Here is a 20,865-nt window from a genome sequence, read left to right on the forward strand (position 1 = left end):
TCATCAGTGTTTTCATAACACCCTGGGTCGGCATCATGCCGGGTGGTCACTGCTCCCGCTTCATCTGCCGCAGCTCCTTCTTGAGCTCGCCGACCTCGTCGCGCAGGCGGGCGGCGAGCTCGAACTGCAGGTCCGCCGCCGCCTGGTGCATCTGCTTCGACATCTGCTCGATCAGATCGGCCAGGTCCTTGGCGGGCAGCGACGCCGGGTCCACCGCCGGAGCCTCGGTGCCCTCCCCTGTGGTCGCGTCCCGGTCCAGCGAGCTGAGGCCTCGGTGGCCCATGCCGAAGTCGAACCCGGACTTCACGCCGCCCATGCCCTTGAGGAAGTCGGCGGTGTCCGCGTCCTCCCGGGCCAGCTGGTCCGTGATGTCCGCGATGCGCTTGCGCAGCGGCTGGGGGTCGATCCCGTGCTCCTCGTTGTACGCGATCTGCACGGCCCGGCGCCGCTCGGTCTCGTCGATCGCCCGCCGCATGGAGTCCGTGACGTTGTCGGCGTACATGTGGACCTCGCCGGAGACGTTGCGGGCGGCGCGGCCGATGGTCTGGATGAGGGAGGTGGTGGAGCGCAGGAACCCCTCCTTGTCCGCGTCCAGGATCGCCACGAGCGAGACCTCGGGCAGGTCCAGGCCCTCGCGCAGCAGGTTGATGCCCACCAGCACGTCGAAGGTGCCCTTGCGCAGCTCCCGCAGCAGCTCCACGCGGCGCAGCGTGTCCACATCCGAGTGGAGGTACTCGACCTTCACCCCCGCCTCGAGCAGGTAGTCCGTGAGGTCCTCGGCCATGCGCTTGGTCAGCGTGGTCACCAGGACGCGCTCGTCCTTGGCCGTGCGCACGCGGATCTGCTCGAGCAGGTCGTCGATCTGCCCCTCGGTCGGCTTGACCACCACCTGCGGGTCCACCAGCCCGGTGGGCCGGATGATCTGCTCGACGTAGCCGTCCGCCTGGCCGAGCTCGTAGGCGCCCGGCGTCGCGGAGAGGTACACGGTCTGCCCGATCCGCTCGAGGAACTCGTCCCACTTCAGCGGGCGGTTGTCCATGGCCGAGGGCAGGCGGAAGCCGTGCTCCACGAGGGTGCGCTTGCGGGACATGTCCCCCTCGTACATCGCGCCGATCTGCGGGATGGTCACGTGGGACTCGTCCACCACGAGCAGGAAGTCGTCCGGGAAGTAGTCCAGCAGGCAGTGCGGGGCGGAGCCGGCGGGACGGCCGTCGATGTGGCGCGAGTAGTTCTCGATGCCGTTGCAGTAGCCCATCTGCTGCATCATCTCGAGGTCGTACGTGGTGCGCATGCGCAGCCGCTGCGCCTCGAGCAGCTTGTCCTGGGACTCCAGCTCCTGCAGCCGCTCCCGCAGCTCGTCCTCGATGGTGGTGATCGCCCGGCCCATGCGCTCGTCGCCGGCCACGTAGTGCGAGGCCGGGAAGATGTACATCTCCTCCTCCTCGCGCACCACCTGGCCGGTGAGCGGGTGCAGGGTCTGGATGGACTCGATCTCGTCCCCGAAGAACTCGATGCGCACCGCGAGCTCCTCGTACATGGGGATGATCTCCACGGTGTCCCCCCGCACCCGGAAGGTGCCGCGGTGGAAGTCGACGTCGTTGCGCACGTACTGCATCTGCACGAACCGCCGCAGGAGCACGTCCCGGTCCATCTCCGCACCGCGGCGCAGGGTGACCATCTGCTCGATGTACTCCTCGGGCGTGCCGAGGCCGTAGATGCAGGAGACGGTGGCCACCACGATCACGTCCCGCCGGGTCAGCAGCGCGTTCGTGGCCGAGTGGCGCAGCCGCTCGACCTCCTCGTTGATGGAGGAGTCCTTCTCGATGAAGGTGTCCGTCTGCGGGACGTACGCCTCGGGCTGGTAGTAGTCGTAGTAGGAGACGAAGTACTCGACCGCGTTGTTGGGCAGCAGCTCCCGGAACTCGTTGGCCAGCTGCGCCGCGAGCGTCTTGTTCTGCACCATCACCAGCGTGGGCCGCTGGAGGCGCTCGACGAGCCACGCCGTCGTCGCCGACTTGCCCGTGCCGGTGGCGCCCATCAGGACGACGTCCTTCTCCCCCGCCTCCACGCGCTCGGCGAGCTCGGCGATGGCCTTCGGCTGGTCACCGGAGGGCTGGTAGGGGGAGATGACCTCGAACGGGGCGACGACGCGGTTGATCTTCTGGGCCAGGCTCATGGCAGAACCCTACGTCGCGCCCCGGACACCCCGGCGGTCAGTCCGCCGAGGGCTCAGCCGCGCCGGGGGCGAGGAACCGGTCCCACACCTGGTTCGCCACGGACGCGAGCCGCTCGAGGTCGGCGTCGTTGACGATGACCACGTCCGCGACGGCGCGCCGCTGCTCGTCCGTGGCCTGGGCCGCGATCCGCGCCTCGGCGTCCGCGCGGCTCATGCCGCGGTCCTCCACCATCCGGCGCAGGCGCTCCTCGAGCGGGGCCTCCACCACGATCACGAGGTCGAACGCGTCCGCCTGCCCGGTCTCCACCAGCAGCGGCACGTCCTGGACCACGACGGCGTCCGGCCCGGCCTCGGCGACGATGCGCCGGGCCGCAGCCCGGATCCGGGGGTGCACGATGCGGTTCAGGCGCTGTCGGGCGCCCTCGTCCCCGAAGACGATGCGGGCCATCTCGACGCGGTCGAGCTCACCGTCCGCGGTGATGACGCGGTCCCCGAACTCGTCCTGGACGGCGGCCAGCCCGTCGGTGCCCTTCTCGAGGACCAGCCGGGCGAGGGCGTCCGAGTCCACCAGGAGCGCGCCACGCTCCTGCAGGACACGGGCCACCGCGGACTTGCCGGCGGCGATCCCGCCGGTCAGGCCCACATGGACGCGCGGCCGTTCGGCCACCGGGTCGGTCTCGGTCATACGCGCTCTCCTCGGGCGGCCTCGAGCTGAGGCTGGATCTTGGCCTCCCAGTATGCCCGGACGGCCTCCTGCAGGTCCTCGAGCGAGCCGTCGTTCTCGATCACGGTGTCCGCGATCTCGGCCCGCTCCTCGTCCGCCGCCTCCTCGTCGATGAAGGCCCAGGCCCGCTCGCGGGTCATGTCGTGGGACTCCATGAGCCGGGCGACGCGCACCTCGGCGGGAGCGGAGACGGCCAGCACCTGGTCGAAGTCCTGTCCGGAGCCGGTCTCGGCCAGCAGGGCCAGGTCGACCACCAGCACGGAGTCCTCGCCGATCTCGCGGGCCCGGCGGTTCGCCTCGTCGCGCACCGCCGGGGAGACGATCTCGTACATGCGCGTCCGGGCGGTCGAGCTCTCGGTGGTGAGCCGGTTGAGGGTGCGCGCGTCCAGGGTGCCGTCCGCGCGGACGATGTCCTCGCCGAAGACCGAGCGGAGCTCCTCGAGCACGGGGTTGCCGGGCACGAGGATCTCCCCCATCAGGTCGTCGAACTCCACGACGACGGCGCCCAGCCGCTCGAGCTCCGCGCCGACCTCGGTGCGGCCCGCGGCGATGCCGCCGGTCAGGCCGACGGTGACGAGGGCCTTGGCCGCGTCGATGCGCTGCTGGTGCCACGTCTTCGGGGTGTGCGTGTCGTTCTCCGGCTCGGTGCCGACCTCGAACTCGGGGCGGATCACGAAGTCCGAGACGTCCACGCCGTCCTCGGTGGCGCGGCGGCGGTACTCCTCGACCGGCAGCACCTGCTTCCACTGGCGGGTCCGCATGGGCCGCGCGGCACCCGCGTCCTCGCGCAGGGCCTGCAGCAGCAGTGCGGCCTGCGTGACGGTGATGAGCAGGATGGGCAGGCCGATCACGATGATGACCTCCTGCAGCGCCGCCAGGCCGTTCTCGCCCGCGGTGAGGATGATGGCCGCGCAGACCGCGCCGATGGACACGGCCCAGAACACGGACTGGCGGCGGGGCGCGGCATCCTCGTGGCCATTGGCCATCGCGTCCATCACGAGCGCGCCCGAGTCGATCGAGGTGATGAAGAACAGCGTGATGACCACGAGCGCCACGACCGCGGCCACCGTGTAGAGCGGCGTGCCCTGCAGGTGCTGGAACAGGGCGGCCTGGACGTTGCCGTCGGTGACGATCGTCTGCGTGAGGTCACCGCCCTGGCCCGGCGCCGGCGCGGTGGCGCGGTCCGACTGGAACGCGGAGTAGCCGTAGATGCCCATCCAGATGATGACGAACGCCGTGGGCAGGCCGAGGCCGGCCATGATGAAGGAGCGGATGGTGCGGCCGCGTGAGATGCGGGCGAAGAACATCCCCACGAAGGGCGCCCACGTCACGGTCCAGGCCCAGTAGAAAACGGTCCAGTCACCGGACCACTGGCCCGAGTTGTACGTGTCGTTGTAGGTGGAGAGCACGGGCAGCATGGAGGCGTACTCGCCGATCGCCTGCACGGTGCCGCGGATGACGTCCATGCTGGAGACGGCCCACATCAGGACGTACACGAGCAGGGCGATCGCCAGCAGGATGTTGGCGTAGGACAGCCGCTTGACGCCCTTGTCCATGCCGACCAGCACGGAGGCCGTGCCCACGGCGGTGACGACGGCCAGGATGAGCGCCTGGACCCAGCCGGCCACGGGGGTGCCCAGCACGTAGTTCATGCCCGCGTTGATCTGCAGGGCGCCCAGGCCCACGGACACGCCGAGGCCGAACACGGTGGAGACCACGGCGATGATGTCGATCGTCTTGCCGATGGGGCCGTGGATGCGATCGCCGAGGAGGGGCTGGAAGGCGGAGGACACGCGCGGGGGCAGCTTGCGCTTGTACGTGAAGTAGCCGAAGCACAGGCCCGGGACGAGCAGGATCGCCCACATGTGGATGCCGAAGTGGAAGTTCGCGATCGCCATGGCCTCCGAGGCCGCGCGGTCGGAGAACGGCTCCGTCCCCGCCATGGGCGGGTTGGCATAGTGGTTCATCGGCTCCGCGATGCCCCAGAACATCAGCACCGCGCCGACGCCGGCGGCGAACATCATGCCGAACCAGGTCAGGCCGGAGTACTCCGGCACCGCGTCGTCGTCGCCGAGCTTGACCCGGCCGTACCGGGTCACGGCGAGGATGAACAGGAACGCCACCAGCAGGGTCAGGCTGAGGGTGTAGATCCAGCCGACGTCGTAGCGCAGCCAGCTCGAGACCACGCCGAAGGCCGCCTGGACCGGGCCAGGGAACAGGCCCATCGCGGCGGTGAAGAGCACGACCGCGGCGGCCGAGCCGAAGAAGATCGCCGGACTCGTGCGGAGCCCCAACGTGTCGTGCAGGCGAGTGAGCGGGGAAGTCATGAGTCTCCCGGGACAGGGTCGTGGGAGGCCCGCGGCGGCACGCGTGCTCGCTCACCGGTGGGCCGGTGCCGGGTGGCACGGTCTTCCACTGTACCGAAGCTCACGTCCGGGCTCGACGGCGTGCCCGTCCTCGGCCAGCCCCTAGGGTGGGGTCATGCCCGATCCCGCCCCCGCCCCGACCGCGCGCTGCACGGTCCTGCCGGCGTCCGCCCGCGACCCCGACGGCTGGCTGGAACGGGAGGTGGAGATCCGCCGCAGCCGCTTCCTCACCTACCTCGGGCGCGTCGAGGACGAGGCGCAGGCGCGCGAGATGGTCGCCGTCCTGCGGCGCCGGCACCACGACGCGCGGCACGTGTGCAGCGCGTTCGTCCTCGGCCCCGCCCGGGACCGGATGCGCTCCAGCGACGACGGCGAGCCCGCCGGCACGGCCGGCGTCCCCATGCTCGAGGCCGTCCTCCAGCGCGAGACCGCGCCGGGCCGGACCGACCTGACGGACGTGTGCGCCGTCGTCGTGCGCTGGTTCGGGGGGATCAAGCTGGGCGCCGGGGGCCTGGTGCGCGCCTACTCGGACTCGGTGTCCGGGGCACTCGACGCCGCCCCGCTGCGCACCCGCTCCCGGCTGGCCCTGCTCGCGGTGGAGGCGCCCCACACCGACGCCGGCCGGTGGGAGAACGAGCTGCGCGCGGCGGGCGTGTCGGTGCTGGAAGCGAGCTACGGCGCCGCGGCGGTCCGCCTGACGGTCGGCGTGCCGGACACCGAGGAGGCCCGCGCGGCGTTCGCGGCGCGGCTCGCGGACGTCACGGCCGGCGCGGGGCGTGCGGAACGGATCGGAGAGGACTGGGTGGACCATGAGTGAGCCGTTGCCCCGGGGGGTCACCCCCGATGTCGCCCGTGGCGGGCTGCCGGACGACCTCACCGCGGGCGTGGACTTCGCGGCGCTGGATCGGTGGCCGCTGCCGACCGAGCCCGACCGCCAGGCCCACGACGCGGCGGACCTGCTCCTGCTCGACACCCTGGCCGGGTGGATCGCGAGCGGGCACGTCCCCGGCCCGGTGGCCGTCCTGGAGGACCGGCACGGCGCGCTGACCCTGCCCCTGCTCACGGCCGGCCACGACGTGCGGATCCACCAGGACGACGCCTCCGCCGAGCGCTCGCTGGACGCGAACCTCGCCGCGTGGCGCGCCGCCGGTCGCCTCGGCGGGGAGACGGGCGAGCTCGAGCGAACGGCCACGCCTGAGGAGGCGGCCCGGGGCGCCCGGACGGTCCTGCTGCCGCTGCCCCGCTCGCTCGACGAGCTCGACCGGCTGTCCCGGATCGTGTCGGCCGCCGCCGACCCCGGCGTGGTCCTGCTGGCCGGCGGCCGCGACAAGCACATGAGTCCGCGCATGAACGCGGTGCTGGGCGCGGCGTTCGAGGACGTCGTCGCCGGACGGGGACGCCGCAAGGCGCGCGTGCTCACGGCCCGGGGCCCACGTCCCGGCGTGACCGCCCGGCCGCCGGAGGAGGCCGACCGCGACGTCCCCGGCGTGGGGCGCCTGCACCTGGTGGCCCACGCCGGCACCTTCGGCGGAGCCGCCGCCGACCCGGGCTCCCGTCTGCTGCTCGCCTCGCTCGCCGACGACCCGCGCCCGCCGGGGCGCGTCGTGGACCTGGGCTGCGGCAACGGGCTGCTCTCGGTCGGGGCAGCGCGGCTGTGGCCGCACGTCACCGTGGTGGCCACCGACCAGTCCGCCGTGGCGGTGGCCTCGACGCTGGCCACGGCCCGTGCGAACCGCGTGGCGGACCGCGTCCGGGCCGTGCGCGACGACGCGCTGGCCACGTGGCCGGACGGGGAGGAGGAGTGCGTGCTCCTGAATCCCCCGTTCCACGACGGCAACGCCGTGGACCCCTCCGTGGCGCACCGGCTGGTGGCGGCCGCGGCGCGGGTGCTGGAGCCGGGCGGCCGGCTGTGGTGCGTCTGGAACTCGCACCTGCGGTACCGGTCGGTGCTGGAGGACCTCGTCGGGCCGACTCGGCAGACGGCGCGCGACCGCACGTTCACCGTGACGGTCTCCGAGCGCCGCTGAGCGCGGCCGCCGGGTCCCGTCCGCTCCCCCGCGGCCAGTCCCCCGGGACACGACGACGCCCCGCCCCTCCGGAGGGAGGGACGGGGCGTCGGGTGCTCGGCGCGGGCCGTCAGGGACGACCACGCACGGCGGCGATCAGTTGCCGGTGAGCTTCTCGCGCAGGGCGGCGAGGGCCTCGTCGGAGGCCAGGGTGCCTCCGTCCGAGGACGGGGCCTCGGAGGAGTAGGACGAGCCGCCCAGGCCCGCACCGGCGTCGGCGCCGGCGGTGGCCTCCTCCTGGAGGGAGCGGCGCACCTGCTCCTTGTGGGCCTCCCAGCGGGCCTGAGCGTCGGCGTACTGCTGCTCCCAGGCGGCGCGCTCGGTCTCGAAGCCCTCCATCCACTCGTTGGTCTCGACGTCGAAGCCCTCGGGGTACTTGTAGTTGCCCTCCTCGTCGTACTCCGCGGCCATGCCGTAGAGCGCCGGGTCGAACTCGGTGCCCTCGGGGTCCACGCCCTCGTTGGCCTGCTTGAGGGACAGGGAGATGCGGCGACGCTCGAGGTCGATGTCGATGACCTTGACGAACAGCTCGTCGTTGACCGACACGACCTGCTCGGCGGTGTCGATGTGGCGCGAGGCCAGCTCCGAGATGTGCACGAGGCCCTCGATGCCGTCCTCCACGCGGACGAACGCACCGAACGGCACGAGCTTGGTGACCTTGCCCGGCACGACCTGGCCGAGGGCGTGGGTGCGGGCGAAGAGCTGCCACGGGTCCTCCTGGGTCGCCTTCAGCGACAGGGAGACACGCTCGCGGTCCATGTCCACCTCGAGGACCTCGACGGTGACCTCCTGGCCCACCTCGACGACCTCGGACGGGTGGTCGATGTGCTTCCAGGACAGCTCGGAGACGTGCACGAGGCCGTCCACGCCGCCCAGGTCCACGAAGGCGCCGAAGTTGACGATGGAGGACACGGTGCCGTTGCGGACCTGGCCCTTCTCCAGCTTGTGGAGGAAGTTGGAGCGGACCTCGGACTGGGTCTGCTCGAGCCAGGCGCGGCGGGACAGGACCACGTTGTTGCGGTTCTTGTCCAGCTCGATGATCTTCGCCTCGAGCTTCTGGCCGATGTAGGGGGCCAGGTCGCGCACGCGGCGCATCTCCACGAGGGAGGCCGGGAGGAAGCCGCGCAGGCCGATGTCGAGGATGAGGCCGCCCTTGACCACCTCGATGACGGTGCCCTCGACGACGCCGTCCTCCTCCTTGATCTTCTCGATGTCGCCCCAGGCGCGCTCGTACTGGGCGCGCTTCTTCGAGAGGATCAGGCGACCCTCCTTGTCCTCCTTGGTGAGGACCAGGGCCTCGACGGTGTCGCCCACGGCCACGACCTCGTCCGGGTCCACGTCGTGCTTGATGGACAGCTCGCGGGACGGGATGACGCCCTCGGTCTTGTAGCCGATGTCGAGCAGGACCTCGTCGCGGTCCACCTTGACGACGGTGCCCTCGACGAGGTCGCCATCGTTGAAGTACTTGATGGTCGCGTCGATGGCGGCGAGCAGGTCCTCGGCAGAGCCGATGTCGTTGATGGCGACCTGCGGGGCGTTGGAAGTGGTGGTCATGTAGGAGGGACTCCGTTGGGATCGGGGGTCACGTCGGGATCGATGCCGCCGGTGGGCGGCATCCGGGCACCAGAGGGGCCCCACCCGGCGTGGGTCGTGATGGACATGTATCAAACGCGCACGAATGTGCTCGTCCAGCGTATCAGAAGCCGACGAGGGTGTGCAGGGGTCGGCTGGGTCGCACAAGCCCGTCGAACGCCTCCGCCGCGCCGGCCCGCAGCTCCGCCACGACACCGGCCTCCGCCAGCACCGCGGCGCCGGCCCCGCGGGAGTGCCCGCCGAGCCAGAGCGCGGAGAACCGGGCCGCGTCGAGCCGGAGCCCCGCGCCCATGCGGACGGCGTCGGCCGCGGGGCCCAGCCGCTCGGCGGCGCCGCGCCCCTGGCGGACGGTGAGCCGCCACGTCCCGTCGATCGCGCCGAGCGCGTCCTCGACGGCGACGACGACCTCCCCGTCGCCCGCCCAGCCACGGGCCGCCATGGCGGCGGGCAGGTTCAGGACCCGCAGGTACAGGTCGTCGGAGCCGCGGTGCCGGCTCACCCGCCGCTCGTCGACGAAGAGCGCCTCGAGCCAACCGGGCTCGGGTGCGCGGCCCCACTCGATCCGCTCGACCAGGTCCAGCCGGGCCAGGTGGTGGACGAGCCCGCGCCGCGCGTCGGCGGTCGCCGCGAGGAACGCGGTGACGGTGATCGTGGGCGGCTCCTTCTCCCAGCCCTCGAACCGATACAGCGCGACGCCCTGGACCCGCCCGTCGTCGTCGCGGTGGACCGCCGCGTACAGCCCCGAGCCGCGCCCCTCGTTCCGACTCGCCTCGCGGTCCTCCCAGCGAGGCACGCTGAACGAGGTCCGCTGGACCGAGCCCGGGGTGGCCGGCAGCACCCGCCCGTACAGCTCGTCCACGAGGCCGGGGATCTCCCGCGGCTCCTCGACCGTGACCCGCCCGCCGGCCGGGGCGCCCGTGAACGCGGGGGCGCCCGAGACGTCGATCCGCACGGCGTGCCACCGGGTGGCGGCCCCGAAGCCGAAGCGGCCGTAGATGGCGGCCTCGGTCGCGGTCAGGGCGGCCGCGCACAGGCCGGCGTCGCGGGCGTCCGCGAGGGACCTGAGCATCATGGCCCGCAGCACGCCGCGCCGGCGGGCGTCCGGCGAGACGGTCACGTCGGTGATCAGCCAGGCGTCGACGGTGCGGCCGGGCCACGTGGTCAGCGGCTGCACGAAGTCCTCGAAGGTGGCGGCGGGGCGGCGGGCCGCCGGGTCGTCCCCCGGCGCGTAGACGCCGAGCCGGCGCCGTCCGTCGGCCGCGTGGGCCTCGAGCTGCTGGCGGAGCGCGGCGCCCGTGGGCACCGTCTCGTAGAAGCCCCGTTCGACCGCGGCCGCGAAGTGCGATGCGGCGGGGTCCTCGGGGCCGAGGACCCCGAGGTCGCGCAGCGCGAGGCCGTGCTCGCCGAGCCGGTCCTCGGCGGCGTCGGCCAGCCGCCGCAGCGACGGACCCTCCGGCGCGTCAGTGTGCGGCGTCATGCCAGCTCCTTCCCTGGCCGACGTGCACGTCGAGCGGCACGGAGAGCTCGGCGGCCCGGCCCATCCGCTCCTTCAGGAGCGCCGTGGCCTTGTCGAGCTCGGCGGCCGGGACCTCGAGGATGAGCTCGTCGTGGACCTGCAGCAGCAGGCGCGAGGCCAGCCCGTGCTCCTCGAGGCCGGCCTGCACGTCGAGCATCGCGCGCTTGATGATGTCCGCGGCCGAGCCCTGGATGGGGGCGTTGAGCGCGGCGCGCTCGGCCATGTCCCGCAGCTGACGGTTGTCCGAGCTGAGGTCCGGGAGGTAGCGGCGGCGCCCCTCGATCGTCGAGGTGTACCCGTCCTGTCGGGCCTGCGCGACGACGTCGCGCAGGTAGTCGCGCACGCCGCCGAAGCGGTCGAAGTAGCCCTTCATGAGGCCGCGCGCCTCGTCCACCGAGATCTTCAGCTGCTTGGACAGCCCGAAGGAGGACAGCCCGTAGGCCAGGCCGTAGCTCATCGCCTTCACCTTGGCGCGCTGCTCGGCGGTGACGTCGTCCGGGTCCACGCCGAACACCTGCGAGCCGACGAACGAGTGCAGGTCCTCGCCCTCGCTGAAGGCCTGGATCAGCCCCTCGTCCTCGGACAGGTGCGCCATGATGCGCATCTCGATCTGGGAGTAGTCGGCCGAGAGCAGCACGGCCTGCTCGCCGGCCACCTCGTCCGCCACGAACACCTCACGGATGCGGCGGCCCGCCTCGGTGCGCACCGGGATGTTCTGGAGGTTCGGGTGCAGCGAAGACAGCCGGCCCGTGGCGGCGGCGGTCTGCGAGTAGGTGGTGTGGATGCGGCCGTCCGGGGCGACGGTCTCGAGCAGCCCCTCCACGGTCTGCCGGAGCTTCGTGGCGTCACGGTGGGCCATCAGGTTCTCGAGGAACGGGTGCCGGGTCTGCTCGAGCAGGTCCTGCAGCGAGTCCACGTCCGTGGAGTAGCCGGTCTTCGTCTTGCGCGTGCGCGGCATGTTGAGCCGCTCGAACAGCACCTCCTGCAGCTGCTTGGGCGAGCCGAGGTTGACCTGCATCCCGCCGGTCTCCTCCGCGACGGACGCCCACGCGGACTCCTTGGCGGCGTCGGCGGCGTCGGTGAAGTCCTCGCGCAGGCCGGTCAGGGCGTCGACGTCGACGGCGATGCCGGTCAGCTCCATCCGGGCGAGCAGCCGCGAGAGCGGGATCTCGAGCTCTTGCAGCAGCCGCTGGGCCCCGCGGTCGAGCACCTGGGGCGTGAACTGGGTGGAGAGACGGCGCACCACCCAGGCGGCCCGCACGGCGTCCGCGGCGCGGTCCGCGCGTTCGGCGGCGGCCTGCCCGCCGTCGAGGTCGAACGTCCCCTGCGCCCGCTGCTGCGCGGGCTCGCGCGGGGCGGTGAGGGGGGTGTGCAGATGCGCCTCCGCCAGCGCCTCGAGCGAGGTGTCCCGCCGGTCCGGCTGGATCAGGTAGGCCGAGAGCAGCACGTCGTCCACCACGCCGTCCAGGGCCGCGTCCGGGCCGAGCCCGTCGCCCTCGGTGGGCGCGGCCAGCGCCTTGAGCGTGCGCTTGAGGTCGTGCACGGCCTTGGCCAGTCCGCCCTCGCCCAGGGCCTCGCGCACGGCGGCCACCAGCGCCGGGTCCGGGGCGTCGCCGTCGAGGGTGACGTGCAGGCCCGCGTGCTCGCCCACCAGCGCGACGCCGACGGGCGTGCCGAACGTGCCGGGCACGGGCACCTTGCGGCGGGGCAGCAGGGCCGGGCCCTCGACGTCCACGTGGACGCCGAGCAGGTTGCCGGCCTCGGCGGCGAGGAAGGATCGCACGTCCTCGGCCGTCGTCGCCTCGGTGAACTCCGGGGCGGCCTCGACCTCGGGGGGCGGCGCGTCCTCGCCCACCCGCTCGCCGAACACCTCGAACACGCGCTCCCGGATGCGGTTGAACTGCAGCGCGTCGAACAGCTCCTCCACGGGCTCGCGCTCGGGCATCTCGAGCCGCATCGCCTCGAGCCCGATCGGCAGGTCGAGGTCGCGCACGAGGGCGTTGAGGCGGCGGTTGCGGCGCACGTCCTCGAGATGCTCGCGCAGCGCCTCCCCCTTCTTGCCCGTGATCTCGTGCGCGTGTGCGAGCACGCCGTCGAGGTCCCCGTACTGCTTCAGCCATTTCGCGGCGAACCCGGGACCGACGCCGGGGACGCCGGGCAGGTTGTCCGCGGCCTCGCCGACGAGGGCCGCGAGCTCGGGGTACTGGGCGGGGGCGACCCCGTACTTGGCCATGACGGCGTCCGCGTCCATCGGCGGGATGTCGGAGACGCCCTTCTTGGGGTAGAGCACGGTGGTGCGCTCGGAGATGAGCTGGAACGCGTCCCTGTCACCGGAGACGACGACGGCCTCCCACCCCGCCTCCTCGGCGCGCGCGGACAGCGTGGCCACGATGTCGTCGGCCTCGTAGCCCTCCAGCGTGAGCGTGGGGATGCCCAGGGCCTCCATGACCTTCACGGTCAGCTCGATCTGGCCCGCGAACTCCGCGGGCGTCTCGGAGCGGCCCGCCTTGTACTCACCGTACTCCTCGGAGCGGAACGTGGGCCCGGAGAGGTCGAACGCCACGGCCACGTGCGTGGGCCGCTGCTGCCGGATCATGGTCAGGAGCATGGCGGTGAAGCCGTACACGGCGTTCGTGTGCTGGCCCGTGTCCGTGGCGAAGTTCTCGGCGGGCAGCGCGTAGAACGCGCGGAACGCCATCGAGTGTCCGTCCAGGACCAGCAGCCGCTGCGGGGCCTCTGGGGTCGGATCTGCCGCCATGGGTGCTCACGTCTCCTCTCGGCGCGCGGCGCGGGGCGCGCCGGTCGCGTGTGCCAGCCTAGTGCTCATGAGTGAGCACACCGAGACCACCCCCGCCGCCTCCGAGCGCGTGTACCGCCCCGGCGTCACCCCCGAGCTGAGCCCCGCCGAGCTGGAGGCGGCCTGCGCCGAGGCCGGTCTGACGCCCGAGCTTGTCACCGCCCTCGGCGGCGCGGCGATCAGCCCCCTCGCCCAGAAGATGGGTCTGCGCTTCCTCGAGCTCACGGCCGAGCGCGCCGTCGCCACGCTGCCCGTGGCGGGCAACGAGCAGCCCGTCGGGCTGCTGCACGGCGGCGCCCACCTCGTCCTCGCCGAGTCCCTGGGCTCGATGGCCGCGAAGATCCACGCCGGGCCGGACCGCAACGTCGTCGGGGTCGAGATCAGCGCCACGCACCACCGGGCCGTCCGCTCGGGCCTCGTGACCGGCACCGCGACCGCCGTCCACCTGGGCGGCACCCTCGTCACCCATGAGGTGGTGATGATGGACGAGCAGGGCCGGCGGCTCTCGACCGTGCGCATGACGAACATGCTCCTCGACGCGCGCTGAGGCACGCCGCCCGGGCGGGCCGGCCCGTGCCTCAGTCCATGTCCGGAAGGCGCGGGGCCGCTCGGCCACCCTCGCGGCCGGGGGTATCCTCGGCGAGCTCGTCGTAGTGCCCGGGGTTCATGGGCACCCCGGTGAGGTAGGCCGAGCGGCCCAGGGCCATGGTGGCCACCGAGGCCGAGCCCAGCTGCAGCACCACGATCAGGGCCACCTTCACGAACGCGGCCACCCCCGGGGCCAGTAGCAGGGCGCCCACCACGATCAGGATCATCCCGACGCCGCCGGCGGTGCCCACGGCGGAGACGCGGGTGTAGGGGTCGGGGAACCGGATCAGACCGAGTCCCGCGGTGACGAACGCAAGGGCTCCGATCACCACGAGCACGGAGCCGGCGGCGGTCAGGACGACGTCCACGGGTGCGACCTCCTCAACGCTTGCCGCGCGTGAGCGCGCGGGCCAGGGACATGCCGGACAGGAAGGCCACGACCGCGGCGATCAGGACCAAGTCGAACGTCCACGGGTTGTCCGCCCGGACGCCGAACAGCACGAGCATCCCGAGCACGCTGAACGTGAGCAGGTCGCCCGAGACCGCGCGGTCCGCGTCGAGCGGGCCCACCACGATCCGGTACGCGGACACGAGCGCCGACACGGTCAGCAGCGCGATGGCCAGGTCGATCCCCACCAGGGACCAGTCGTAGGCGAAGGGCATCATGCCACCCCCGTCTTCCGCATCGCGTGGAGCATGCGCGCCTCCATGTCGTGGATCTCCGCGCGCAGGGCGTCGGCGTCGTCAGCGTACAGGCCGTGCACGTAGAGCAGGCGCCGCGCGTCCGGGTCACCGTCCTCGTCACCGACGGCGCCGGCACGCCGGGTGCCCAGCGTCAACGTGCCGGGCGTCAGGGTGATCAGCGCCGAGAGCAGGGTGACCTCGGCGTCCGTGCGGCAGTTGCTGCGCACGCGGGCGATGCCCGAGCGCGCCTGGACGCCGGGGGTGACGAGGTCCTTGATGACCGCCTTCGAAGAGGTCACCAGGGCCCACGCGTACCAGCACCAGAACACGAGCCACCGCCAAGGCCAGGACACGGCGGAGGCCGTGCCGGGCGCCAGGTCGACGGTCCCGTCGGCGGGGGCGACGGTGTGCATGGGGGCGTCTCCTTCCGGAGGCTGCGGGAGTGCGGTGCTCATGGGTTGAGCACCGCCTCGATGTACCTGCTGGGGTCCATCAGGCCCTGAGCCGCGAGGTCGGTGACGGTCCACAGGGCCTGACCGCCGAGCCCGAGGGCGAGGGTGGCCATAGCTAGGACGACGGCGGGGGCGGCCAGCCGGCCTGGGATGCGGGAGCGCGTGACGTCCTCGTCCGGATCCACGGTCACCGGCAGCACGCCCGTGGGCGGATCGAGGGTTTCCTGCGAGGCCCACGACTCGGTGCGCTCGTGGTCGGTGCTCGAGCCGCGGCCGGAGGGCGACGGCACGGAGCCCGCCCGGCCCACGATGGGCATGGCCGCGGTGGCCAGGCGCTCGCGGTGCCCGTGTGGGGCCGTCGGAGCGCCCCAGAACCAGGCGTCCCACACCCGCAGCAGAGCCCACAGGCTCACCAGGGAGGCGCCCAGCACCAGCGCAGCGGTGACACCGCGGCCGGCGTCCAGGCCGGCGCTGACGAGCATGAGCTTGCCCACGAACCCGGAGAAGGGCGGGATGCCGACCAGGGAGAGCAGGCCCACGAAGAAGGCGACGGCGATCAGCGGCTCGCGCCGGGCCAGGCCCTGCAGGTCCGCGAGACGGCCGGTGCCGTAGCGCACCTCGATCGCGCCGGCCGCCATCAGGAGGCAGCCCATCGCCACCATGTGGTGCACGAGGTAGAACAGGCCCGCCGCGAGACCCAGGCGCGTGGAGAGCCCGAGTCCGACGAGGATGCCGCCGATGCCGCTCACCATCTGCCACGACAACACGGCGCGCACACCGTGCTCACCGACCGAGGCGAGCGCACCCACCACGAGGGTGGCGAGGGACAGGACCAGGATGAGCGGCAGCAGACGCGCATCGCCGTCGTACATGACGGAGTAGATCCGGTAGAGCCCGTACACGGCGACCTTGGTGTGCAGGGCGGCGAAGAGGGCCGTCACCGCCGGGGAGGTCGAGGAGTACGCCCAGGCCAGCCAGCCGTGCAGCGGGGCCACCGAGGCCTTGATGGACAGTGCGAACAGCACCATGCCCGCGGCGATCGCGATGCGTGGGTCCGCCGCGGCGGACCCGGCGAGCATCGCGAGGTTCACCGAGCCGGTCAGCCCGTAGACGAAGCCGACGCCGACCAGGAGGATCGTGGAGGTTAGCAGGTTGAGGGTGACGTACAGCCGCGCCCCGTCCACTCGGCGCAGGGGCTCACGGCGGTTGGCGGAGAGGACGTAGAGGCCGTAGCTGGGCACCAACATGACCTCGATGAACACGAACAGGTTGAACAGGTCCGCCGTCAGCAGGGCGCCGTTGACTCCGCCGATGAGGATCAGGAGCAGCGGGGCGAAGAACTGGGAGTTAGCGACGCGGGAGCCGTAGGCGAACGCCGCGCCCACGATCGTGAGGGCGCTCGTGAGCACGAGCATCAGGGCGGACAGCATGTCCGCTGCGAAGCCGATCCCGATGCCCCCGGGCCAGCCGCCCAGCGAGGTGGCGAGCACGGACCCGTCGAGGGCGTGGACGCCCAGGGCCAGCCCGCCGGTGGTGACGAGTCCGAGCACCGCGAACAGGACTGCCCGGTGGAGGCGGGGACGCTCCCCCGCCAGCACGAGCAGACCGGCGGACAGCAGCGGGACGGCGGCGAAGAGGGGCAGCAGCTGGCCCAGCGGGACGGCGCTCATCGACGCACCTCCGGGCCCTGGCCGGCGTAGTGCTGCGCGATCCGGCCGGCCGCGGCGTGCCGCTCCTCGCGCGGGAAGCGTGCGTCGGCGGCGGCCTGCTCCAGGGAGTCGCGGGTCTCCCCCGGCGAGGCCACCGCGTCGTCCGCGCGCCCGGTGACGGCCAGCGCGAGCAGCAGCACGGTGATCGCGAAGGCGATCACGATAGCGGTCAGGACGAAGGCCTGCGGCAGGGCATCGGCCTGCACCTCGACGTCTGAGGTCCCCGCGAAGGGCAGCCCGCGGCGGTCGGTGCCGCCCGCGGCGATGATGGCCAGGTTGGCGGCGTGGCCCAGCAGGACCATGCCGAGGATCACGCGCAGCAGCTCGCGCTTGGAGAACAGGTAGAACGCGCCGAAGGTCAGAAGTCCCACGGTAAGGGCGACGGTCATCGGGTGACCTCCTCTCGTGCAGTCGTGGTGGTCGGGGCCGAGGGATCGGAGGACGGGGCCGCCGGCGCGACGCCGGGGTCACGGCTCGAGGCGCGGAGCGGGTCCTCACCCGGCCGCTCGGGGCCGAGCAGGGAGAACGCGGCCACGATCAGGCCGATCACGGCCAGGTACACGCCCATGTCGAACGCGAGCGTGGTGGAGAGCCCGTAGTCCAGGACCTTCACTCCCGCGGCTCCGAGGAAGCCCTTGCCGGTGAGGTAACCGACGATCCCCGTCGCGGTGCCGACGGCGATGCCCGAGCCGATGAAGGCCAGGTACGGCCACCGCAACTCCGGGGCCGTGTCCGAGTCGGCGGCCAGGTAGAGCAGGGCGTAGCCGGCACCGGCGACCAGTGCGGCGATGAAGCCGCCGCCGGGCTCGTAGTGCCCGCGCAGCAGCAGGAACGCGGACAGCAGGATGATCAGCACGCCGAAGACACGGCCGAACACCCGGATGTGGACGAGGTTCTCGCGCACGTGGGCGAGTGGGGAGCGCATGTCCACGGCGGAGGGCTGTGGAGGCGTCGGCCGACGGTTGAGCAACAGGGCCGCGATGGTCAGCGCCGTCGCCCCGAGCACGGTCATCTCGCCCCACGTGTCCACGGCGCGGAAGTCCACGAGGATCACGTTCACCACGTTGGTCCCCCCAGCCTGGGCATAGCTCTGGGTCAGGTAGAAGTGGGCGATCTCCGACATGCTGGAGCGGCCGGTGAACGCGAGCACGCCCAGGGTCGCGGCGACGCCGGCGACGGAGGCGGCGAGGACCGCCTGCATCCTGCGCGGGGTCGGCTCGTCGCTGAAGCGGGCGGGCAGGCGGCGCAGCAGCAGCACCATGACGCACACCGTGAGCACCTCGACCATCAGCTGGGTCAGGGCCACGTCCACGGCGCCGAGGGTGAGGAACCACAGGGTCATGCCGAACCCTACGACGCCGACCACCACCATGGCGGCGATGCGCGTCTTGGCGCGGATGGTGGCGATCACGCCGGCACCCACCAGGACGACCAGCACCCAGTCGTGCCAGCGCGAGGGCTGGCCGACGACGGCGGGCAAATCCTCGATCGTGGCGACACCGGCCACGGCGAGGAGCCCCAGGACCAGGGCGGGGATGAGGAGGTGGGGGCGGGGAGCCAGGGTGCCGGAGGCGCGCGAGACGACCGCGCCGACGCCGATCAGCCGGTGCCGAACCTCGTCCACCGCATCCAGGGCGGAGAACGGCAGGGCGGCGTGGGAGGCCACGCGCTCCACCGGGCGGCGCAAGGCCACCAGCAGCAGACCGAGCACGATGATGGCGGCGGAGACGAGCAGGGCCGTGTTCACGCCGTGCCACAGCGCCAGGTGCGCGTGCACCTCCGCGCCGGAGGCGGCCTCGGCCGCGTAGGAGACGGGGGTGTCCAGCACACCGGGCAGCAGGCCCAGGGCCACGCCCGCGGCCGCGGCCAGCACGGGCACGCCCCAGAAGGTGGCAGGAGCCTCGTGGACCTCGTCCTCCCGGCCGGTCGGCCACGAATGGGCGGCCCCGTCCGGGCTTGGACCCCAGAGGCCCAGGGCGCCGAGCACGAGACGGCCGGAGTAGGCCACGGTGAACACGGAGGTCAGGGCGATGCCGGCGGTGACGAGGACGGGGAGCCATGCGGGACCGGGGGTCCCGAGAGCGGCCTCGACCAGGCCCTCCTTGGAGATGAAGCCGAACAGCGGCGGGATGCCCGCCATCGACAGGGCGGCGACGGCGATCGCCGTGCCGGTGACCGGCATGCGCACGTGGCGGGCCGCGAGCTCTCGCAGGTCGCGGGTGCCGGCCTCGTGGTCGACCACGCCGATCAGCATGAACAGCGCCGACTTGAACAGCGCGTGCGCCACGGTGTGCACGATCGCCGCGGTAAGCGCGACGGGGGTGCCGATGCCGATGGCGGTCACCAGCAGGCCCAACTGGCTCATCGTGGAGTAGGCCAGCAGACCCTTGAGGTCGTGGCGACGGATCGCGGAGACGGCGCCCAGCAGGGCCGTGATGAGGCCCGAGCCGATCAACAGCGCGGACCACACCGGGTTCCCGGCCAGGACCGGGCTGAACACCAGCAGCAGGAAGATGCCGGCCTTGACCATCGCCGCGGCGTGCAGGTAGGCGGAGACCGGGGAGATGGCCACCATGGAGTCCGGCAGCCACGCCTGGAACGGGAACTGGGCGGACTTGGTGAACGCGGCCACCGCCAGCAGGACGGCGACCGTGGTGGTGAAGCCCGCCTCGGACCACACGTCCGAGGCCAACACCCCGGACAGCGAGGCAGTGCCGGTCCGCACGGCCATGAGGGCGACGGCGGCCAGCAGCGCGAGGCCGCCGCCCACGGTCACGAGCAGGGTCCGGATCGCGGGGTCGCGGGCATGGTCCCCCGAGCGCCCGATGAGGAAGAAGGAGGTGAAGGAGGTGAACTCCCACGCGACGAAGAGGACCACGATGTTGTCGGCGAGCACCAGCAGCAGCATCGACGCCGCGAACGCGGTCATCAGCAGGTAGAAGGAGCCGGGGCGGCTCTCCGTGCGGTCCCGGTCGAGGTACCGGCTGGAGTAGGCGAGGATCGCGGCGCCGATGACGAGGACGATCGTGGCGAACACCAGGGCCAGGCCGTTGAGCCGGAGGTCGAGGTCCACCCCGACCGCCGGGATCCACGGATGGTGCTCCGTCCGGACGTCGCCCGTCCACGCCGCGACCAGCACGCCGGCGGCGGCGAGCAGGGGTGCGGCCAGGACCCAGCCCGCGTCCCTGCCCAGCGCGCGGGAGGCCGGGACGGCCGCCACCACCGAGAGGAGGGTCAGCAGGAGGCTGGTCAGGAGCACAGGACACCACTCAGCTCGGGTCGATCGGTCACGGACACGGCGCACACGGCGGGTGGCCGCGCGCCGACGGTGCCCGAAGTGGGACTCGAACCCACACGCCTCTCGGCACCGCATTTTGAGTGCGGCGTGTCTACCGATTCCACCATTCGGGCAGTGCCGCCCGGAGGCGGGACTCGATCACCCTATCAGCGCCCCGACCCGGCGTCCTCGGCCTTCCGGCGAGGGTCCCCGCCGCCGCGCCCGCGCCGCGCCCATCGCGCACGGTAGCCTGGTGGACCACCAGCGGCGCCGCACCGACGCCGTCCCGGCCCGCACGAAGGAGCTGCCGTGTCCACGCTGACGCCTCCCGAGGAGACCGGCCTGCGGGCCGTCGTCGCCGAGGACGAGACCCTGATCCGCCTCGACCTGGTGGAGGTGCTCACCGGGGCGGGCTACCGGGTGGTCGCCGAGGCCGGCGACGGCCGGGCCGCCGTCGAGGCCGTGCGCGAGCACCGCCCGGACATCGTGGTGATGGACGTGAAGATGCCCGTGATGGACGGCATCGCGGCCGCGGGCGAGATCGCCGGGGAACGGCTCGCCCCCGTGGTCATGCTGACCGCCTTCAGTCAGCGCGAGCTGGTGGAGCGCGCCCGGACTGCCGGGGCCATGGCCTACGTGGTCAAGCCCTTCACCGAGGCCGACCTGGTCCCCGCCATCGAACTGGCCGTGGCCCGCTTCGACGAGCTGCGCAGCCTCGAGGCCGAGGTGCGGGACCTGGGCGACCGCCTGGAGACCCGCAAGATCGTGGACCGGGCCAAGGCGCTGCTCCAGGAGCGGATGCGCCTGACCGAGGCCGAGTCCTTCCGCTGGATCCAGAAGACCTCCATGGACCGGCGCCTGACCATGCGGGAGGTCGCGCAGGCCGTCATCGACCAGGTCGGCTGAGCGGCGCCCGC

General features: G+C 72.5%; 16 protein-coding genes and 1 tRNA gene. 4 read left to right on the forward strand and 13 right to left on the reverse strand.

Going from position 1 to position 20,865, the window contains the following annotated elements:
• Positions 1-46 precede the first annotated feature (46 nt).
• Genes uvrB through coaE (HDA34_RS01415) form a run of 3 tightly spaced genes read right to left on the reverse strand, consistent with a single transcriptional unit; the run spans position 47 to position 5,227 of the window.
• On the reverse strand, positions 47-2,176 hold the full coding sequence (uvrB, locus tag HDA34_RS01405; protein ID WP_100058001.1) for an excinuclease ABC subunit UvrB: 2,130 nt from the start codon (positions 2,174-2,176) through the stop codon (positions 47-49).
• A gap of 37 nt (positions 2,177-2,213) precedes the next feature.
• Positions 2,214-2,861 carry a dephospho-CoA kinase gene (coaE, locus tag HDA34_RS01410; RefSeq protein WP_036315330.1) on the reverse strand — a complete coding sequence of 216 codons (648 nt, stop codon included), beginning with the start codon at positions 2,859-2,861 and terminating at the stop codon, positions 2,214-2,216.
• Positions 2,858-5,227 (reverse strand): dephospho-CoA kinase, encoded by a 2,370-nt coding sequence (coaE, locus tag HDA34_RS01415; RefSeq protein WP_041102705.1) that lies wholly within the window; start codon positions 5,225-5,227, stop codon positions 2,858-2,860. The genes coaE (HDA34_RS01410) and coaE (HDA34_RS01415) overlap by 4 nt, the downstream gene beginning before the upstream one ends.
• A gap of 154 nt (positions 5,228-5,381) precedes the next feature.
• On the opposite strand from coaE (HDA34_RS01415), the gene HDA34_RS01420 reads away from it, so the two are divergent.
• Positions 5,382-6,083, forward strand: a complete 702-nt coding sequence (locus tag HDA34_RS01420) for an IMPACT family protein (RefSeq protein ID WP_041102704.1) — start codon at positions 5,382-5,384, stop codon at positions 6,081-6,083.
• Positions 6,076-7,293: a class I SAM-dependent methyltransferase gene (locus HDA34_RS01425; RefSeq protein ID WP_233437074.1), complete on the forward strand. Its 1,218-nt coding sequence runs from the start codon at positions 6,076-6,078 to the stop codon at positions 7,291-7,293. Before HDA34_RS01420 ends, HDA34_RS01425 begins: the two co-directional genes overlap by 8 nt.
• A 135-nt stretch (positions 7,294-7,428) precedes the next feature.
• Here HDA34_RS01425 and rpsA read toward each other — a convergent pair whose 3' ends face one another.
• From rpsA to polA, 3 genes are all read right to left on the reverse strand, one after another.
• The gene (rpsA, locus tag HDA34_RS01430) at positions 7,429-8,886 is read right to left on the reverse strand and encodes a 30S ribosomal protein S1 (protein WP_036315338.1); all 1,458 of its coding nucleotides are present in this window, start codon (positions 8,884-8,886) and stop codon (positions 7,429-7,431) included.
• Between the two features lie 142 nt (positions 8,887-9,028).
• Positions 9,029-10,402 (reverse strand): GNAT family N-acetyltransferase, encoded by a 1,374-nt coding sequence (locus HDA34_RS01435; protein ID WP_134377160.1) that lies wholly within the window; start codon positions 10,400-10,402, stop codon positions 9,029-9,031.
• The gene (gene polA / locus HDA34_RS01440) at positions 10,386-13,199 is read right to left on the reverse strand and encodes a DNA polymerase I (RefSeq protein WP_134377159.1); all 2,814 of its coding nucleotides are present in this window, start codon (positions 13,197-13,199) and stop codon (positions 10,386-10,388) included. The genes HDA34_RS01435 and polA overlap by 17 nt, the downstream gene beginning before the upstream one ends.
• A 67-nt stretch (positions 13,200-13,266) precedes the next feature.
• Between polA and HDA34_RS01445 the strand changes: the two genes are divergently transcribed.
• Entirely contained in the window at positions 13,267-13,785 is a 519-nt protein-coding gene (locus tag HDA34_RS01445) for a hotdog fold thioesterase (protein WP_041102712.1), read from the forward strand.
• A 31-nt stretch (positions 13,786-13,816) separates the two neighbouring features.
• Here the strand turns inward: HDA34_RS01445 and HDA34_RS01450 are convergent, their stop codons facing one another.
• From HDA34_RS01450 to HDA34_RS01480, 7 genes are all read right to left on the reverse strand, one after another.
• Positions 13,817-14,194, reverse strand: a complete 378-nt coding sequence (locus HDA34_RS01450; RefSeq protein ID WP_010078746.1) for a cation:proton antiporter — start codon at positions 14,192-14,194, stop codon at positions 13,817-13,819.
• A 13-nt stretch (positions 14,195-14,207) separates the two neighbouring features.
• Entirely contained in the window at positions 14,208-14,492 is a 285-nt protein-coding gene (locus HDA34_RS01455; protein WP_010078747.1) for an MrpF/PhaF family protein, read from the reverse strand.
• A complete protein-coding gene (locus HDA34_RS01460; protein WP_010078748.1) occupies positions 14,489-14,923 on the reverse strand; it encodes a Na+/H+ antiporter subunit E in 435 nt (144 codons plus the stop codon). Before HDA34_RS01460 ends, HDA34_RS01455 begins: the two co-directional genes overlap by 4 nt.
• Positions 14,924-14,961: 38 nt before the next feature.
• The gene (locus HDA34_RS01465; protein ID WP_010078749.1) at positions 14,962-16,632 is read right to left on the reverse strand and encodes a monovalent cation/H+ antiporter subunit D family protein; all 1,671 of its coding nucleotides are present in this window, start codon (positions 16,630-16,632) and stop codon (positions 14,962-14,964) included.
• On the reverse strand, positions 16,629-17,060 hold the full coding sequence (locus tag HDA34_RS01470; RefSeq protein WP_010078750.1) for a cation:proton antiporter subunit C: 432 nt from the start codon (positions 17,058-17,060) through the stop codon (positions 16,629-16,631). Before HDA34_RS01470 ends, HDA34_RS01465 begins: the two co-directional genes overlap by 4 nt.
• A complete protein-coding gene (locus HDA34_RS01475; protein WP_134377158.1) occupies positions 17,057-19,930 on the reverse strand; it encodes a DUF4040 family protein in 2,874 nt (957 codons plus the stop codon). The genes HDA34_RS01470 and HDA34_RS01475 overlap by 4 nt, the downstream gene beginning before the upstream one ends.
• A gap of 70 nt (positions 19,931-20,000) precedes the next feature.
• Positions 20,001-20,082: transfer RNA gene (locus HDA34_RS01480), tRNA-Leu, on the reverse strand.
• A 175-nt stretch (positions 20,083-20,257) separates the two neighbouring features.
• Here HDA34_RS01480 and HDA34_RS01485 point away from each other — a divergent pair.
• Positions 20,258-20,854 carry an ANTAR domain-containing response regulator gene (locus HDA34_RS01485; protein ID WP_010078752.1) on the forward strand — a complete coding sequence of 199 codons (597 nt, stop codon included), beginning with the start codon at positions 20,258-20,260 and terminating at the stop codon, positions 20,852-20,854.
• Positions 20,855-20,865 lie beyond the last annotated feature (11 nt).

The sequence above is a fragment of the Micrococcus luteus genome, assembly GCF_014138885.1.
In the GTDB taxonomy this organism is placed as follows: domain Bacteria; phylum Actinomycetota; class Actinomycetes; order Actinomycetales; family Micrococcaceae; genus Micrococcus; species Micrococcus luteus.